Genomic DNA, 18,799 nt, shown 5'->3' with positions numbered 1-18,799 from the left:
GAATACCCGCTTTATAGCGGGTATTTTTTTGCAAAGGTGTTTTAAAATACTCTTTATTGATTAAGTTGGAACGTTCTGGCTTACTAGTGCGCTATTTTCTCATGAGTTGTCAGCTATGCTATTTAAGAAAAATCCTCTTGCCTCCATTGTTGTTTCCCTATGCTGTGCGTTTAGCCTCAATGTTAGTGCAAATGCGCCCTATGAATTAATGGGGGTGACAACAAAAACGGGGCAGAAAACGTCATATCTTGCTAAAGAAAACAACATAACTTTGCCAGTGACGGTTGTTAACGGAAAAAGTGACGGTCCTGTATTGTTGCTTACCGCTGGTATTCATGGCGATGAGTTTCCATCTATGTATGCGTTGCAGCAACTACAGCAAAGCATTGATCCTAAAGAGATGAGCGGTGTGTTGGTTGTGTTGCACTTGGCAAACTTAGATGGGTTTCACGCAAATAGAATCGCGTTGAACCCTAAAGATGAGAAAAACCTAAATCGGGAATTCCCAGGGAGCGTTGATGGCACACCAACAGAACAGATTGCGGAGCTGCTAACCAGAGAGTTTATTGGCAAAACAGATTTTTTGATCGACATGCATTCTGGTAGCGCAAACCAAACGTTGCTGAATCATGTGTATTCTCCTTTTGTGGGCGACGAAGAACTTGATGCGTTAACATTTGAATTTGCCAAAGCCACGGGCATGCAGCATATCGTTATGTATGGCGACCGCCCAAGAGATCCCAACAATTCAATTTCATACCCTAACACAGCGATGACGAGAGGAAAGCCGGGACTGACGACTGAAATTGGGCATTTGGCACAGACAGATGAAGAATCAATAGCAGAAGCGCTAGATGTGGCTAAAAACGCCATGTATTTTTTGAAAATGCTGCCAGAGACGCCAAAGCAGCACCCCGAGCCAGTTATCTATGAAACAATCAAATATCCAAAGAGCTCAAAAAACGGGTTCTTCAAAGCTTCTGTGGTGATAGGCGATAAAGTAAAGACAGGACAGGATGTAGGTGCGGTCACGGACTATTTTGGAAATCTCGTTGAAACCATTAAATCGCCCGTTGATGGCACGGCTATGATGGTTAATCAAATGCCAGCCATCAAAGACGGACAGTCTGTTATGGCTATTGGTGTTGAAGTTTCTGAATAACTAAGCTGGTGGCGTAGTTACAGTGGTGATCTAATTAACCTACTCAAACAAATAAATGTTAAAGTTATTTCACGAAATTGTGATTAGGGAATGATATGGACTTTCTTTTTAATGTATTGATTTGGGTGGGCGTTGTTATTTTTGCCATATTTTTTATTGGATTTATGGCCGCTGCTAAACTGAATAAACGCCAAGAAGAAAACCGCGCCAATCAGACGTCTGCAGAGCCTACTCGTGAAGGCGAAAAGCCGAGTAACCAAAATAAAAGTTAACCTTTCGTTCATTGTAAAACGTCAACGTTAAATAAAAACGTTCACATTTATTCACCCCTTTATATCAGTTCCCCCGTTTAGTGAAAAAAGGGGGAACATTATGCAAACAACAATTTTACCAAACGCCAACCCAAAGCACTTAACACACCAAAGTGTACTACCGTTTGAAAAAGCGCCTTTCGCTAAACGTGCTTTAAACGCGGCCACAATTGCTATTGCTGGATGTACCGTTACGGCAGGACTTTTCGTATTAATGGCAGAGCTCATTAAGCAAGACAAAGTAAACATAAGCGAAGCCCCACCGGTGTTCTTTGAGCCGATCATTTACCAACCTGAAGACGAACGAACCATCACTAAAAAACCAATGGTGCCAATTGAGCAGGTAATTAAAACGCCACCTCAAAAAGTTATTGAGATTGACCCTGAGCCCAATGAAGGCCCAGGAGGCTTTGAGATAAAAACGCACATACCTAATACTGCGTTAGATTTGTCGATTAACCTAAATAGTGCGCAAGGTGATATGCAAGCCACACCCCAATTTAGGGTAGACCCCACTTATCCACCTGAGGCCAGTCGCGACGGTATTGAAGGCTGGGTAAAGCTAGGGTTTACGATAAGTGCTAGTGGCTCAGTGTCTGATATTACAGTACTAGATTCAGAGCCCAAGCGCGTGTTCGATAGAGCTGCGCGCAGAGCGCTTAAAAAATGGAAGTACAAACCCAAGCTGAATGGCGGTAAACCTGTTAGTCAATCAGGTATGGTTGTAGTATTAGATTTCAAATTAGAACAATAAGGACTGCCTATGAGTATAGGCGCAAGCTTGCAAAGCCTGTTTCAAGGCAAGCGCGAAAAAGTGCTGGGAGTCAGCGAAAGGCTAATGCTGCGGTACAGCGCAAAAGGTGATGAAGCATCGTTAGCCGCGCTGTTTGACTTACACAGCCATAAGCTATTTTATTTTTTGAAGGTGTTAAGTGATAGCACTGTTGCAGAAGATTTGTGTCAGCGCACTTGGATTAAAGTTATCGAAAATCGTCACTTATTTAAAAGTGGCGATAATTTTCAGGCTTGGCTGTTCACTATTGGTAGGCGAACGCTTATTGATGAATTCAGAAAAAACGCCAAGCTTGAATATAACAACGAGGCAGTTGAATCGTTTTCGTTAAGTGAGTTACTTAAAAATGCACAGTCTTCGGTAGAGGATGACGTAGCAAAAGGGATAGAAAAAGACGTGTTTAAGGCATGTATTCAGCAGTTACCCTACAAACAGAAAGAGGCGCTTTCGCTACAGTTTGAAGGTTTTTCATTAGCGGAAATCGCCACTATTTGCAGTGCTGAAAAAGAAACGATTAAAACCCGGATACGTTATGCCAAAGACAGCCTTAAAACCATGCTGGAGAAACTGTAATCATGTCTACATCAGATAAAGAGCTACAAGATGCGTTTAAACGCAGCCAGCAGGTACAAAAGCAAAATGATGGAATGAGCGAAAAGGCTAATGCTCGAATTCGTGAAAGGGTTCTCGCGTACAACAAGGCAATAGAAAGTGATAGTGGAATAAAACGCGTATTTGCTGCTACGGCTGCTAATATTCGAGCGTACTTCGCTTCTTCAACCCTACGTTTCACGGCTGTGGCATTTGCTATTGTCGCAATGTTGGGCGTATACAATATAGGAACATTTCAACGTAACCATTCGTCGCCATTACAGACGGCAGCACACCGTGTAGACATTGTTCAATATCACGGATTCGAAGGAGAAGATAAGCTTCTAGCTGGTAAAGCCGGAACTGATTATAAAGCGCGATTTAATGCCTATACTCAACAATATATTGAAAGCAATTTAGTCGCTAGAGCAGTTACGTTAGAGCCAGCCACGCTTACAGCGCAAAATGGGTATTGGCTCTTGGTGAGCTGCCAAAATCAGCAAGTTGTGGTTTCTGAAAACCTTATCGCATCATTAAATATTAACGGTCGCATAGAAGGGGATATCGATATTGGCACGCATGTGGCGCTCGCCTTTGATGCGCAAGGAAGAATACTTTCAATTAAACAGTCGAGTAAGCCGTTGATGTGCTGATTTATATGGCGTTTAGCTGGATGCGTTCGTAAACGAGGTAAGGGCGGTGAAACTCGCTCGAGCCTCGATTACGAACAGTATTTTAGGAATGACTTATTTGTCTAGATCGTGCGCCCTAAAGGCACTTGGAAGTAACTCACCAATGGTGGTTTCGAATGTCTCGCCGTTTTGACTTACCATGGTTACGGGAGTTTCATCCGGGGCGAACTCAGCAATTTTCTGTCTGCATCCACCGCACGGAAAGCAAAACTCGTCGTTCGGGCTCGCAATAACGATATGCGAAATACGTTTGTGTCCCTGTGTGACCATATTGCCAATAGCTGTGGCTTCAGCGCATTGTCCTAATGGAAAAGCAGCACTTTCTACATTACAACCAGAGAAGGTTTCGCCGCTTGGAGTAAGCACCGCAGCACCAACTTTGAAGTTGGAATAAGGTGAGTGTGAGTTTTTCTGTGCGTCAAAAGCAAGTTGTGATAGTTGTTCTAAATTATTTTTCTTCATAGCTACCTGTGTTAACCACCCAATACACTTTACTTTTATCATCAAATGCGAGAAGGTTGGCGGCATTAGCGCCGCAACAAGCGTATACTTAATACTCAGGCGGTTTTTTCTTTTTTTATAGAATGCTTTTTTACCATGTGCAGAAACGTTAGTCTCATCTTTTTTTCTCTATTCGCTGCTATTTTAACCGGTTGTGCGCAAACACCACCTGTTTCAGAAAGACCACAAATGGGAAACCTGCTTTTAGCCGAACCTGCGCCCATTAATCCTCGTTCCGAAATGGCTATTGCTCGTTACAATCAGGTGCTTACCAGCCCTGCGTTATCAGATGAAGACAAAGCTGAACTGCACTTTCAACGAGGCATGTTGTACGACAGCGTGGGCCTATCGGGCTTAGCGCAGTTTGATTACACCCAAGCCATTAATTTAAAGCCAGATTTGGCTGAAGCCTATAATTCTATGGGTATTCACTATATTCAGCAGAACGACTTTATTCAGGCTTACGACGCATTCGACTCCACGCTGGAAATCAACCCAGAGTATGATTTCGCGTTCCTAAATCGCGGTATTGCGCTTTATTACGGTGGCCGCGCCGAACTCGCGACCAACGATCTAAACCGCTTTTTTGAAAAAGATGACAGCGATCCATTTCGCGCTCTGTGGGCCTACTTTGCGCATCACGACGTGTCAGAGCTTGAAGGACAAAAATACTTGGCTTCTATTCGACCAACGCTGGACAACCAGCACTGGGCTACTACGCTGGTGGATTTGTTTTTAGGTACTGTTGATGAGAACGATGTACTTAACTCATTGTTAGACGGTGTGAAAAGCCAAAAAGCGTTAACAGACAGGTTGTGTGAAGCGTATTTTTACTTAGGTAAATTTCATACTCAGCGCGGCAACAGCGGTATTGCATCAAATTACTTCAAGCTTGCATTAAGCACCAATGTATTTGATTACGTTGAACACCGCTACGCACGAATGGAACTTAACCGTTTGCGTGAACTAGCTAGCAGCGATCTGGTTAGCGAAGAGTAAGCAGCAAGCGTTATGCGAGGCTTATTTTTAGCAGTGTTCGCACTGCTCATAGTTGCGGGCGATAGCGGACGCTATGTCCCGCAACTAATTGCTAATGCAAGCAAGGTACTTACGCCGGCAAGCCTAGTGTCAGATAGCGACCCAACTGAAAAGGCGAGCTCTGCTTCAGCAAATACTGCCGACGGCATGGCACAGGACAGCACAGAATCTTCTCCCGACGCTCAAACTTCGGATATTACCGAACGTTTCGATTATTCTGACTATCACCTTAAGCATGACGCACTAGCGCTACTTTGGCTAGCTGCAAAGCAGGGCAGTGAAAATGCACAGGCACGCTTGCTCGGTGAATTTGAGCGTGCGTATAACGCAGGCTTCATTGCTACTGACTATATCGATGAAGCCACTGCAACCTATTTTCTAGAGAAGCTAGTGAATCTTGAAAACGCAGACGCTGCATGGCTGCTGTACCAAATATTAGGTGAAGAAGGTGCGTCACAGCGCTTTATGCGCTTAGCGGCGCTCGGCGAGGTCGCAGAAGCACAGCTTGCGTTTGCAATGTCTACCGATTCGCCAGAAAAACGTGAGAAGTGGCTGGTACGCGCGGCTTCACAAAACTACGTACCCGCACAGGCCGCATTGGCCGATTGGTATCTTCTACACGGGCAGCAACAATTAGCGAAACCACTGCTCGCAGCAACAGCAACCTTAGACATGCAAAGTGCATTTAAGTATGCTCGCCTTCTGTGGGACGAAGGGGAATTTTCTGAGGCTAAGGAGCATTTTAGCTTTGCCGCGAAGAAAGGGCATCTTCAAGCGGAAAAAGCCTTAGAGGCCATCAATCTCTACACGCCGTATTCTATACAGCAAGCACTAAAGCAGTCTCCTTCATTTAACTGGGAGAATGAAGGGAAATGCCTTCAGCGTATTCAGCCTTTTGCTACCAGTTTAGCTACTATCATGCGTGCTCACAGTCTTTATAACTCATTCAATGACGACAAGCGCCTGCAGAACCTTTCTATTTGCCTGGCCCCGCCTATTTGGCTTAAACCCGATGTACTAAGCTGCGATCCGGATTATAAGAACGCTGGGATCTTAGGCTGTAGTATTACTCCTTTGGCAAGCATTGCGAAAAAGCAGAAATTTAGTCATGCAGTAGTAGTGGCAGAGCAGGGTAAGGCAAATGTTCAAAACGGCGTAATGTACTTAGACATCAGTGACGCTTATTCAGTGTTTGTTCATGAGCTAGCGCACTTCGCAGGCTTCGCTGACGAATATCCTATTGGCAAGGGCATGGCGAATAGGCTGTGCGATGAAGATGGAATAAGCGATTTTGCACCACCAAACCTAATCGTAGACTCTGAGTATTGGTACGCACCTCACGAAACGGTTGAAAATTGGCTAGAGATAGATCCTGCAGCCATTATTGCACGCGCCAAGACGTGCACCGTATTGGGGAAAAACAGCTATAAGCCCAGTCGCAGAATTACCTTTATGGAACATCACGATAGCGGCGTGATCCCGCCTTTATATTTGGTACTGTGGCAGCAGCAGCTGGAAAAACAAAATGCCCAGCGACCTATTTCAATGAATTTTTTCCAGGCGTTCCACAATAGCGGCAACCAAAAAGAAGCCGCACACTGGTTAGCTGAATACGAAGCGTTTACTGGTGGCAAATAACCGCAGCTCTCATTACTAAAACAATGCACTCGCCACTATTTGGCGAGTGTGTCTTTAAGCTCTCTTACCCACATAGACGTTGCACCACAAATTGCTACGGGCATAACGATAAAGTTAACCACGGGAATAAGTGAGAATATATTCACCATCATTCCAAACGTCATCGCTTTCCCTTTGTGTTCGCCAAGGTGCAGGCGCATGCGCGTAAAATCTATCTTGTGGTTGTCGTATGGGTAATCGCAGTACTGAATTGCCATCATCCAGGCGTTAAATAAGAACCACAAGACTTGCCCGATAATAGGTAGGAAAAAGAACAATAACAAAAAACCAATAGCGCGAGGTAAATACCAAACGAGCTTGGTAAGTTCACGGCCTACAGTTCTAGGAATGTCTTTAACTAAAGCCATTACACCCTCGTCACCTAAATCTTGACCCGTTAGGTGACGCTCTACTTTTTCTGATAATACACCGTTGAACGGCGCAGCTATCCAGTTTGCCAGTGTACCAAAGATGAGTGCGAAAATGAGCAATACGCTGATGACTGCTAGGGGCCACAAGAAAAAGCTGATCGCTGTTTTTATCCAGCCTAACCATTCAGGTACAAGATCAATCACATAAGCGATACCCATTTCTATTTGGCCAAATAAGAAGTAAAAAGCCACAGAAAAAAGCACTAAGTTTATTGTTAGGGGTACAAAAACAAAACGCTTTAATCCTTTGGTTTTTATAAGCGAAAAGCCTTCAAAGAAATAATGTACACCGCCTGAACTCATTCGTACTCCTTCGCGTTTGAAACGCTGTGTTTGTTAACTATCTGCTCTATCATACGCGCTTGGCCTATTCTCTGCCTAACTCAGTGAAATGGTAATTGTTACAAGCTGTTAGATTTGGTAGAGTCGAAGCATAATAACAAAAGAATCTTCCGTGTGATTGCATCATTTCTACTTCAACTGCTATTTCAGCCGATGGTTAGCTGGTTTCTGGCTAATATCAAGGCGATACCGCGTGCAGCTTTGTGTTTAAGAGGGATGATGTGTGAGGCTTAAAAAGATTAAGCTCGCGGGTTTCAAGTCCTTTGTTGAGCCAACTACTATTCCATTCCCCGGCGAAATGACCGCCATCGTAGGTCCTAACGGCTGCGGCAAGTCGAATGTCATTGATGCTGTACGTTGGGTTTTAGGTGAAAGTTCTGCCAAAAACTTACGCGGCGATGCAATGACCGACGTGATTTTTAATGGCTCTTCGTCTCGTAAGCCAGTGGGGCAATGTAGCGTTGAACTTGTTTTCGACAACAGTGCAGGGCGGATAGCGGGTGAATTTGCCAACTACAATGAGCTGTCTGTTAAACGCTTAGTTACACGGGACGCCACCTCTACCTATTTTCTAAACGGCACTAAATGTCGCCGGCGTGATGTCACCGATCTATTTTTAGGAACAGGGCTGGGCCCCCGTTCTTACGCCATCATTGAGCAAGGTATGATCTCGCGGCTTATCGAGTCAAAACCAGAGGACTTGCGTGTATTCATAGAAGAAGCCGCGGGTATCTCAAAATACAAAGAGCGCCGTAGAGAGACAGAAAACCGTATAAGGCACACGCAAGATAACCTTGAACGCTTGAATGATGTGCGCGATGAATTGGGCAAGCAGCTCGAAAAATTACAGCGTCAGGCGGCCGCGGCTACTCGTTACAAAACGCTACGTGCACAAGCCAGAGAGCTAAAAGGCCAGTTAGCAGCCCTTCGTTTTCTGAAAAATAGTGAACATATTGAAGCGCTGCAAAAACAGCAGCAAGCACTGCAGTTAGAAGTTGACGACTTAGTGGCTCAACTACAGGGCGATGAAGCGGGGCTTGAGTCGTACAAAACCAAGCAGCTGGAAACAAAACAAACGATAGATGATCTTCAGCAGCAGCTGTTTACTACCAGTAACGCAATAACACGACTAGAGCAAAATGCGCTGCACGCAAAACAACGCAAAGGGCAGGTAGAGCAAGAGTTAGCACGAATTAGCGAGCAACACGAATTGCTTAACCACTCTATTGACGAGGCACAGGAAGCGCTTGCGGTATCAAACGAGGCGCTTGAAAATATTGAGCCTGAATTTGCCCTTAAGGAAGCAGAGTTAGCGCATGCCAAAGAGCGTTTTGAAGACGCTGAACAAGCGCTAAGAGAATTTAACGCACAAGCGCGAGCGCAAGAACAAACCTACAATCAACTTCGTCAGAATGTTCAGCAATGCCATAGCCAAATTCAGTCAACTATGAGCATGCAGTTACGCACTTCTCAGCGTATCAGCGAACTACAAGACGAGCTAAAACAGCTAGATGAAGAAGATTTTGCCAGTCAGATAACACTTTTAGAAGAGCAATGTAGCGAACTTGATTTAGACATTGACGAAGCTAAGCAATTACTTCAAGAGTCCAATCAAAAGGTGTCGCAGCAACAAGGCGAAGTCAACGCTATAGAAGCGAAGCGCCGTGATACCCAGGGCCAGTTACAAACTGCACTGTCCACAAAAGCTGCGCTAGAAGCGCTTCAACAAGATGCTTCAAATAATGAAGACGTAACGTTAAACGGGATAGAAAAGCTGTGGCAGCAGTTTAGCTCTAACCAAACTCTTGCACCTTGTGTAGAATCGATTTTACAACACGCAAAAGACCCCGTTGTTGCCAAAAGCCATGACATACAGGCATTGCTTCAAAACCAAGATAATTTGCCAAGCGGCATTAAAGTGTTTACCGATAAGGCGTTTGTAAGCACTGCCAAATCGGGTTCACTAGCACACGCTCTATTAACTGAATCTAGCACTTATGAATCGTCAACACAGCGTGTTCCCGCATTTTTTAATGACATTTACCTTTGTAGCAATGATGACGAACTTGCGGAAACGATTGAAAGTGCTTTTGTAAGCATTCTTGATAAAGAAGAAGAACCTGAAGGTATAGCCAAGGGGTTTACTAGCGCAATCTCGCCTTCAGGGTTGTGGGCAAGCTCACAGTGGGTAGTGAAACCTGGCGAAGCAAGCGACGGTGCTTTGCAGCGGGCGAACAAAATTAAGGGGCTGGTAGACAGCATTGAAGAAACTGAAAGCCTTATAGATGAGATTGAGCATTCACTAGAGCGCGTCAAACAGGCACTTGAACAGAGCGAAGCGCAAAAGCAGGCTATTCAGAGCGCCTTGGGTGAAAAAGAAAACCAGCGCGCACAGCTTAAAAATAAACTTTCTTTGCTTGAAATGCAGCAAGAGCAACAGTCAACACGCACTGCCAAACTTAATGACGAGTTAGCAAAGCAAGAGTTAATGTTAGCGAAAGAAGAAGAGCAACTAGCCCAACTTTCGGAAAAATTAGAGCTTCAAGAGGCACAAATTCTTGAACACGAAGTACACATTGACGATGTGAACGCTAAGCGCGATGCAAATGAGCGAACTACATCAGAGTTACGCGCGTTAGTTGATGCATTAACATCGCAAAATCATGAGCTTGCACTTAAGAAGCAGCAACTTGAGAACCATCAAAATTTATATAGTCAACAGGTTACACGTAACCTTCAGCAGCGTGAAGAGTACATAAAAAACAAAGAAAGATTACAAAAAGAACTTACACAGTTGACGTCTCCTGAAGAAATTCAAGAAGCAGAGCTTCAGTCGCTGTTGGAAAACAAATCGGAATTAGAACAGCTGAAAAGTACTAAGCAAAGTAGTCTTGAAGATATAGAGCAGTGGTTGCGAGAAGCCGAAAAAGGGCATCAAGCTCTGGGTAAAGATATTCAAACGCGACAGACAAACATCGATAAACTCAACATTGATATTGAAGGATATCGGGTACGTGCGAATACGATTTTAGAACAGCTTGATGAAACGCAGCAGTCGCTGAAGAGCATTCTAGAAACCTTACCTGAAGATGCCGAAGAGAAGCGCTGGCAAGAAGACCTTGAAAAAACGCAGGCTAATTTGCAGCGCTTAGGTGCTGTGAACTTAGCTGCGGTTGAAGAATATGAAACCCAGTCGGAAAGAAAGTCACATTTAGATACACAGCACAACGACCTTACTGAAGCCTTGGAAACGCTACAGTCGGCCATTCGGAAAATTGATAAAGAAACCCGCACGCGCTTTTCTACCACCTTTGAACAGGTTAACGAAGACCTTAAAACGTTATTCCCAAAAGTGTTTGGGGGCGGTTCGGCGTATCTTGCGCTTACCGATGACGATTTGTTAGAAACTGGGGTGGCGATAATGGCTCGCCCCCCTGGTAAGAAAAATAGTACGATTCACCTCTTAAGCGGTGGAGAAAAAGCACTAACCGCTTTATCATTGGTGTTTGCTATTTTCAGATTAAATCCGGCACCATTTTGTTTGCTGGATGAAGTAGATGCACCATTGGATGATGCAAATGTAGGGCGCTTTTGTAACTTAGTGTCAGAAATGTCACAAACAGTGCAGTTTATTTATATCACCCACAATAAAATAGCGATGGAAATGGCCAGTCACCTCACCGGTGTTACCATGGCGGAACCGGGAGTTTCGCGCATGGTGGCGGTAGATGTGGACGAGGCTGTAGCCTTCGCAGAAGCATAACAAAGGGCGAAAGAAATTAAATGGAAGATCAATTACGTCTATTTTTACTCCTTGGAGGCACGGTTTTTATCATCGCAGTGCTTGCCCATGGTATTTGGAAAATTCGTAAAAACAGTAAGCCTTCGGAAAAAGAGCGCTTAGAGCCCCGTCAGTGGCAAGATGATGACAACGATTTCGAGTCCGACGAGCAAGAAGGCTTCGACGAGCTTGGCATTGGCGCGGTGCGCGTGGTTAGCAAATCACAAAACCAAGAGCATGAGGCTGCAAGCGACGTATCGACGAATACGGCAAAAAGCCCTGCGCATCACGATATCAATGAAAAACATGCTTACAGCAGCGAAGAAGCTGATGACGAGGATAGCTTGTCTCAACATGCCACGTCAAAAGAGCACGGTGATGGAAAAGAGGGCGCACACGGTGAGCATGCGGGTAAACGCTCAAGCAGCGTTGGTAATTCAGCTATGCCGTCTGACGGGAAAGAAGAAGCTGAGAAAGCACCAAAGCTCTATGGCTCTGTGGTTACGAATCCGAAGCCACACATGAAAGGGCAAACTCGTCCCGATGGCCCATCAACAAAAGGTGCTAACAGAGGCGACGAAAACCTTGCCGCGTTCCCTGAACCTCCAGGCTTCTTACTTCGTGAAGGCGAAGAGCAAGAGGAAACGTCTTTAGCGTCGCATGGTCAGCGTGAAGAGAGCGAACAGCCAAATACTCCAAGTAATCAGGAGAGAGCGGATAACGTACAATCGCATGACCCAATTCAGAGTCAGGCGGGCGGTCATCAAGAAAGAGGGCGTGCAGAGCCAGTTCGTCCTGCACAGAAGTTTTATATCGACCCAACGCTGGAGGAAGAGCCTGAAACAGTGCAGCCGCCGGCTAAAAACGAAAGAGAAGTTGCTGATTTTAGTTTAGATGCACCCGAAGAGTCTGTTTCATCCAGCGATGTTCATGAAGAAAATGAACAGCCGCGACGTTTTGCACGTAACAAACGAAGCAAAACGCCAGTGAGAAGACGTGAAGAGCCGAATTTTGGTGACGATCAAATGCGTATTGATTTTGACACCAGTGAAGCAGCTAGCGCAGATTTTGGCGATGAAAGCTTTAGTGCTAATGAGTCAGGTAATGATGGTGCTGGAACTACATCAAAGACCGCTAAGTCGTCGATTGAACCCGAGGTTTTAGTATTAAATGTAAGAACGCCAGAAGGCGAGCCTATCTCAGGCGCTGCACTATTACCTATGTTATTAACGCTAGGGTTTAAATTTGGCGATCAAGACATCTTCCACCGCCACGTAAACTCAAATGGCAAAGGGCCAGTATTGTTTAGCCTTGCTAACATGTTTAAGCCTGGGGTTTTCGATATTGATAACCTAGAGAACTTTGAAACCCAAGGTATTTCACTGTTTATGATATTGCCTATTGAGGGCGACCCTCATCAAGTGTTTAACATGATGCACAATGCAGCCCGCAAATTGGCAGATGAGTTCGGCGCACAAGTACTTGATGGGCGCCGAAGCGTATTAACGAAGCAGGGCTTACAGCAATACGTCGAGAAAATTCGTGAGTTTGAGCGCAAGCGTATGATTGCGCGCAGCTAGCGTTAATTTATCACTTGCGCCTCAATCTTGTGGATTATTCATGTAGGTGCAAAAACAAAAAAGGACTTGGCTCATACCCAGGTCCTTTTCTGTTGATTAGGGTCTATTGATCTTTGATGTATAACAAGGGCTAGCAAGCCATAGCATTGTAGCGTGGCTGTACGTTTCACAACCTGACTGAAATAGATCAGGTTTTTGCAGCCCATTTGGAACATACAGCGGCTTGGGCGAATAGGCCTTGGCAACGAATTGTAATACTTTTAACTATTTAAACGGCGTGACAACAACTCCATGTCAGATTCTTTAGAACAAGCAAAGCAACAAATAGCAACACTTCGCAACACACTTAATGAGTACAACTATCAGTACTATGTGATGGATGACCCTTCGGTTCCTGATGCAGTATATGATAGAGATATGCAGGCGCTTATTGCGCTAGAAAAACAATATCCTACGCTTCAAAGCCCGAATTCTCCCAGTCAAAAAGTAGGGGGCGCAGCGTTATCGGCCTTTGAACAAGTTACCCATGATGTTCCTATGCTGTCGCTGGATAACGCCTTTGATGAAGAATCACTGCTTGCCTTCGAAAAACGTTTAAAAGACAGACTAAAAGATTCGGCAACGTTAGATTTTAGCTGCGAACCCAAGCTAGATGGTTTAGCGGTAAGTATTCTGTATGAAAATGGCGAATTAGTGCGTGCTGCAACCCGTGGTGACGGCCAGGTAGGCGAGAATATCACGGCTAACGTGCGTACCATTTCTAATGTGCCGTTAACGCTTCGTGGTGAGCATTATCCTGAGCGCGTAGAAGTGCGCGGTGAAGTGTTTATGCCTCGTGAGGGCTTTGCAAAACTCAACGAACATCAAAAAGAAACGGGTGGTAAGGTTTTTGCGAACCCTCGTAATGCTGCGGCTGGCAGTTTACGACAGTTAGACTCTAAAATTACGGCCAAGCGCCCGCTGATGTTTTATGCCTACTCGCTAGGCGTAGTGCAACCCGAAAGCTTTGAATTACCCACAACACACAGCGAGCGCCTTAAGCAATTGGGTAATTGGGGGCTGCCGCTGTGCCCTGATATCGACACCGCCGAGGGCGGTAAAGGCTGCTTGGCGTACTACAACCACATTTTGGAAAAGCGCGACAGTTTGCCGTATGACATTGACGGCGTTGTGTTTAAGGTTAACCGTATTGACCTGCAAAATGCCCTTGGCTTTGTGGCGCGAGCGCCTCGCTGGGCCATTGCACAGAAGTTTCCTGCACAAGAAGAAGTAACTAAGCTACTTGACGTTGAGTTTCAGGTAGGAAGGACTGGTGCGATAACGCCGGTTGCCCGTTTAGAGCCCGTGTTTGTAGGCGGAGTTACAGTATCTAATGCTACACTTCACAATCAGGACGAAATTTCCAGGTTAGGCGTTAAAATTGGCGACACCGTGGTAATCCGCCGTGCAGGTGACGTTATTCCTCAGGTGGTGTCTGTGGTAGAAGCTAATCGCACAGGTAGCGAAACTGACATTAGCTTCCCAAGCCAATGCCCAGTGTGTTACTCGCAGGTTGAAAAACTAGAAGATGAAGCGGTTGCTCGTTGCACCGGTGGACTAATTTGTGCCGCACAACGCAAACAGGCGCTTAAGCATTTTGCTTCGCGTAAAGCATTCGATATTGATGGTCTGGGCGACAAGTTAGTCGATCAGTTAGTTGACGCTGATCTTGTGCACAGTCCCGCCGACTTTTTCACGCTTTCGTTAGGCGATGTTGTTGGGCTAGAGCGCATGGCTGAAAAGTCTGCCAGTAAGCTACTGGCATCGCTTGAAGCTTCAAAGCAAACCACGCTTGCCAAGTTCCTATACGCATTGGGGATCCGTGAGGTTGGCGAAGCTACTGCGGCAAACTTGGCTGCGCACTTCGAAACCTTGGAAGCTATTCGCGAGGCGTCGCTTGAAGCACTGGTTGAAGTCCAAGACGTTGGTGAAGTGGTGGCTACCCACATTTTCAATTTCTTTAACGAGTCACACAATACCGATGTTATTGATGCGCTATTAAAAGAAGGAATTAATTGGCCAGCTATTGAAAAGCCAGATTCGGATAATTTGCCTCTTGAAGGCAAAACATGCGTTATTACCGGTACGCTTAGCGAAATGGGGCGTTCTGATGCGAAAGCCCGTTTGCAGTTACTTGGTGCAAAAGTGGCAGGCTCGGTAAGTAAGAATACCGACTTTCTTGTAGCAGGTGAAAAAGCGGGTTCCAAGCTAACCAAAGCACAAGAGCTAGATGTGGAGGTATGGGACGAAGCTGCGCTTATCGCTTTTTTATCAGAGCATGAAAAGTAGCCTGTCTGGCTTAAATTCAATAACAGAGCTCGGCGTAATGGTTTTCCTGAATAAATTAACGCCGAACTCATAATGATAGTTACCAATAAAAAACGCCACTTCTATGAAGTGGCGTTTTTTGTAATTCTTGCTCTTTCTTTTACGGCGTATTTTGTACTGAACGTTGTAAGGGGCTTGAGAAAAGGTAAATATTTCTACAAACCCTCAAGTGTAGGGCTCTCACGCTAGTGGACTTCTTGATTCCGCATTTGTCTGCGTCTTTCCCAGGCTTTTTTCACTTGAAAGCGCCAAACCCAGTTTAAAGAGAAATAACCCGCTAGACCAAACACAACCGAGCAAATTCCACACCCGACTAAAAATGCAGGGCCAATGGTATTAATGCTTTCTACAACCCACTGCCAACTAAACTGAAATTCAAAATGCTCAGGCTTGGTCCCAAGTACAGTAGTACCAACCTTGTATGCCCCATAAAATATAGGCGGAATAGTAAAAGGGTTAGTCACCCAAACAGTTGCAACAGATAAGGGCAGGTTTGCGCGAAATGGAATAGCTAAACCGGCAGAAAGCCACATTTGAAAGGGTACCGGCCAAAACGCGAAAAATAAACCTATGCCAAATGCACCAGATGCAGAACGACGGTTTAAGTGCCAAAGATTGGGCTCGTGCAATACGCTACCAAAAATTTTTAAAGCTTTGTTTTGCTTAATGCTTTGGTGATCTGGCAAAAAACGTCGGATAAATTTCTTAGGCATAAATATCAATGCATCTCGAAAATAAAATCAAAAAAGACAGAAAAAACTACAGTAAACGGAATTGCGCAACATGAATTTGCACCACCCACATTCACTCACTGTCAATTGCTACGTGAAAACATGGTCAATCGTATCACAATTTGCTTAAGCTGTTTTTGCGCTAGCGCAATAAGTGCAGTTTTCTGGCAAATACTTCCAAGTACTCACAGCATGGCATTGATGATTGCCATTTTAATAATATCTGTGACTATCATTATATTCATTTCGACGACAAAACCCGCTGAACATCATGCATTTCCAGAGGTGCTGCTATGTTGGGCAGTGAGCGGACTGCTGTCTGGAGTACTTTGGGTGGCGAGTGTAGGGCATTTTTACTACGCTTGGCAACTGCCCCAAGGGAAAATTCAACAAGATGTCACAATTTCAGGTCGAGTTGTGTCGGGGGGATGTATCTTCGGCACTGCTAGCGTGCCGGATGCGGCTTATCAGTATGTTGTCGCTATTGAGTCTGTCAACCGTGAAAGCACAGCGACATTTCTAGACAACGGTATACTTTCCCCCTTGCCTAAGCGTGTTTTAACTAGCACGTTTAATTTCAAAGCTCGTCTTACTCACCAACGTTATGAATTCCCAAATGATCGAAAAAGCGAAGGCTTAGCCAACAAGAAAATCGCATATGCTCAACAGGGAACTATAGGCGTGCGGCCTCAATCAGTTTCTCCGTCTCAGGTGAAATTAAATTGTTTGCACAACGGCGATACCTTCACCGCAATTGTAAAACTTAAACCTGCATACGGTACGGCTAATCCTGTTGGAGCTAGCCGACAACAGCAGTTGGTTAGCCAATTTATTCATGCAACTGGCTATATCAAGTCGATAGAGCACGATAAAACAAAGCATAATCACTCAGTGCGTTATGAACTTGCTACAACATTGCAGAAGCTAGACCTTGTTCATGAAAAATGGTGGCGCGCATTGCTGCTAGGGGATAAAACGGGCTTCACGTTGGGTGATTGGACTCTGTTACAACGCACCGGCACTGGGCACATGTTTAGTATATCAGGCATGCATCTATCACTTATCGCTGGGGTCTGCCTATTGTTTTTTAACCCCGTTATATTTTTACTCACGCATGTTACAGGCCTATTAGGCAGAGCGAAATATTGGTTAGTACGTTCAGCCTCCATCAACTATCCGGCAACAGGTCGAAAGAACAGAGAGCAGCAAATAAGTAAGATGTTTGAAACCAGCGCGCCAATTAGAGCCTCTGTGCTTTGTGTGCTTGTCGCTGCTTGTTTTTGTTACGCGTTGCTTAGTGGAAGCGCATTGCCGGTTGTGCGTGCGCTGATACTGGTAACTATGGGGAGCGTGCTGTCTCTTTCTCGACATGCATGGCGGCCAGTAAATGTTGCGCTCACAATGCTTACTTTGAGCTTGTTGCTGTTTCCTCTCTCTATATTAAGCGCTAGCTTTTACTTGAGCATAGGGGCTGTACTGTGCATTTGGTTTTTAGTTGTTGTTTGGGGGCTACAGCGAGCACCATGGTATGTGTCTTTGTTTAAACTACAAGTAGCACTTACCGTAATAATGATGCCCCTAACCCTAATATGGTTTGGTAGCGCCAGTTTTGTTGCAGTTGTTACCAACTTAATCGCCTTGCCCATCATATCGTTACTTTTACCTATTTGTTTAATTTCGTTGTTAGTCCTTCATTTTGCTGAGTTGCCTTTCGCACAACAAGTTACGGGCATGCTTATGCATTACAGTGATGTGTGTTTAGGGTATTTGTTATCGCTTTTGAACGTTCTTAGTCAGTTTTCTGGGAGCGCTATCAGTTTTTACGTAAGTAGTGGTGCGGCACTTTGTCTAATTGTCGCTTTTTTTATTTTTCTTTTGCCAACATGGCGGTACAAAGCTATCTGCGTAGCGCTTCTCTTGCTCCCATCGCTAAGCATTTTTCAAAAGTGGTTACCTACCAATGAATCGGCATGGGCGCTGCATGTATTTGATGCGGGCCAGGCCAGTGCTATTGCAGTGACTGCGGGAGGTCGGGCTATGATTATTGATTCTGGCGCTCAGTTTAATGGCAATGCTCATACTGCAACGAAACACCTGTTACCTTTTTTAGAAAGTAAGCATATTTCAAATATAGATGTTGTAGTTCATACGCATAGTGACAACGATCATGCAGGTGGGGCATTAGCCATTGGACAACACGCCTTAGCTAAAAAAGCCACTTTCTACACACCAACATTAGGTTGTGAGCGAGGAAAGCGTATACGCTGGCAGAACTTAACAATCAATTTTCTATGGCCGCCAAATGGCAACAAAGAAGACAACAATGCCATGTCGTGTGTGGTTAAAATAACAAGCGACGCTGGTAGCGTGTTAATTCCTGGTGACATTGAGAAAACAAGTGAGTACGCGTTGATAACCCGTGAAATCATGGATGGTTTTTCAGAGGGGGCTTCAATGGATACTTTAGCGAGTTCTACAAATCTAAGTGCCGACATTCTTATTGCGCCGCATCACGGAAGCAAAACATCTTCTACTAATGTTTTTATAGAACACGTCGCACCAAAAGCTGTGATCTTTACGCAAGGTTATGAGAATCGATGGCAGTTTCCTGCGTATGTTGTGGCTAAACGTTACGAGCGTTTGGGCGTAACGCAATATTTAACAAGCTATCACGGATATATAAGCGCAACCTTCGATAAGAATTCTTTCCATATAGATTCCCAACGTGGAACGTTGAAAAAACGCTGGTATTTACCAGGCATTACACCGCGACACCTCAAAGACTAAATAATATCGTCAAAT

The 18,799-nt window shown here is 44.9% G+C and carries 14 protein-coding genes; 11 read left to right on the top strand and 3 right to left on the bottom strand.

Features of this window, described 5'->3' with window-relative positions:
* The first annotated feature begins 115 nt into the window (after positions 1-115).
* The 5 genes from ACFI6J_RS16630 (at position 116) to ACFI6J_RS16610 (ending at position 3,510) form a co-directional block, all read left to right on the top strand.
* Complete coding sequence (locus ACFI6J_RS16630; RefSeq protein WP_231506473.1) at positions 116-1,162, top strand: succinylglutamate desuccinylase/aspartoacylase family protein; 1,047 nt, start codon at positions 116-118, stop codon at positions 1,160-1,162.
* A gap of 95 nt (positions 1,163-1,257) precedes the next feature.
* Positions 1,258-1,434 (top strand): hypothetical protein, encoded by a 177-nt coding sequence (locus tag ACFI6J_RS16625; protein WP_014979255.1) that lies wholly within the window; start codon positions 1,258-1,260, stop codon positions 1,432-1,434.
* A 100-nt stretch (positions 1,435-1,534) separates the two neighbouring features.
* A complete protein-coding gene (locus ACFI6J_RS16620) occupies positions 1,535-2,227 on the top strand; it encodes an energy transducer TonB (RefSeq protein WP_014949416.1) in 693 nt (230 codons plus the stop codon).
* 9 nt (positions 2,228-2,236) lie between these two features.
* Positions 2,237-2,839, top strand: a complete 603-nt coding sequence (locus ACFI6J_RS16615) for an RNA polymerase sigma factor (RefSeq protein WP_156086404.1) — start codon at positions 2,237-2,239, stop codon at positions 2,837-2,839.
* Positions 2,840-2,841: 2 nt separating this feature from the next.
* Positions 2,842-3,510, top strand: a complete 669-nt coding sequence (locus ACFI6J_RS16610; protein WP_156086405.1) for a hypothetical protein — start codon at positions 2,842-2,844, stop codon at positions 3,508-3,510.
* Positions 3,511-3,603: 93 nt separating this feature from the next.
* Here ACFI6J_RS16610 and cdd read toward each other — a convergent pair whose 3' ends face one another.
* The gene (gene cdd, locus ACFI6J_RS16605; RefSeq protein ID WP_319633853.1) at positions 3,604-4,011 is read right to left on the bottom strand and encodes a cytidine deaminase; all 408 of its coding nucleotides are present in this window, start codon (positions 4,009-4,011) and stop codon (positions 3,604-3,606) included.
* 135 nt (positions 4,012-4,146) lie between these two features.
* On the opposite strand from cdd, the gene nlpI reads away from it, so the two are divergent.
* On the top strand, positions 4,147-5,049 hold the full coding sequence (gene nlpI / locus ACFI6J_RS16600; RefSeq protein WP_014949420.1) for a lipoprotein NlpI: 903 nt from the start codon (positions 4,147-4,149) through the stop codon (positions 5,047-5,049).
* Positions 5,050-5,061: 12 nt separating this feature from the next.
* Positions 5,062-6,726: an SEL1-like repeat protein gene (locus tag ACFI6J_RS16595; RefSeq protein WP_156086407.1), complete on the top strand. Its 1,665-nt coding sequence runs from the start codon at positions 5,062-5,064 to the stop codon at positions 6,724-6,726.
* A gap of 35 nt (positions 6,727-6,761) precedes the next feature.
* Here ACFI6J_RS16595 and cysZ read toward each other — a convergent pair whose 3' ends face one another.
* Positions 6,762-7,499, bottom strand: coding sequence for a sulfate transporter CysZ (gene cysZ, locus ACFI6J_RS16590; protein WP_069944303.1), 738 nt, complete (start codon positions 7,497-7,499; stop codon positions 6,762-6,764).
* A 262-nt stretch (positions 7,500-7,761) separates the two neighbouring features.
* On the opposite strand from cysZ, the gene smc reads away from it, so the two are divergent.
* The 3 genes from smc (at position 7,762) to ligA (ending at position 15,227) form a co-directional block, all read left to right on the top strand.
* A complete protein-coding gene (smc, locus tag ACFI6J_RS16585) occupies positions 7,762-11,301 on the top strand; it encodes a chromosome segregation protein SMC (protein WP_156086409.1) in 3,540 nt (1,179 codons plus the stop codon).
* A gap of 20 nt (positions 11,302-11,321) precedes the next feature.
* Positions 11,322-12,899 (top strand): cell division protein ZipA, encoded by a 1,578-nt coding sequence (gene zipA, locus ACFI6J_RS16580; protein WP_348670760.1) that lies wholly within the window; start codon positions 11,322-11,324, stop codon positions 12,897-12,899.
* Between the two features lie 291 nt (positions 12,900-13,190).
* On the top strand, positions 13,191-15,227 hold the full coding sequence (gene ligA, locus ACFI6J_RS16575) for an NAD-dependent DNA ligase LigA (protein ID WP_462556786.1): 2,037 nt from the start codon (positions 13,191-13,193) through the stop codon (positions 15,225-15,227).
* Between the two features lie 224 nt (positions 15,228-15,451).
* Here ligA and ACFI6J_RS16570 read toward each other — a convergent pair whose 3' ends face one another.
* Complete coding sequence (locus tag ACFI6J_RS16570) at positions 15,452-15,979, bottom strand: DUF2062 domain-containing protein (RefSeq protein WP_252118440.1); 528 nt, start codon at positions 15,977-15,979, stop codon at positions 15,452-15,454.
* A gap of 210 nt (positions 15,980-16,189) precedes the next feature.
* On the opposite strand from ACFI6J_RS16570, the gene ACFI6J_RS16565 reads away from it, so the two are divergent.
* Entirely contained in the window at positions 16,190-18,784 is a 2,595-nt protein-coding gene (locus ACFI6J_RS16565) for a DNA internalization-related competence protein ComEC/Rec2 (protein WP_462586276.1), read from the top strand.
* The last annotated feature ends 15 nt before the right edge of the window (positions 18,785-18,799 follow it).

The sequence above is a fragment of the Alteromonas sp. G4i13 genome (assembly GCF_054960505.1).
This window is presented reverse-complemented; position numbering and strand designations above follow the sequence as displayed.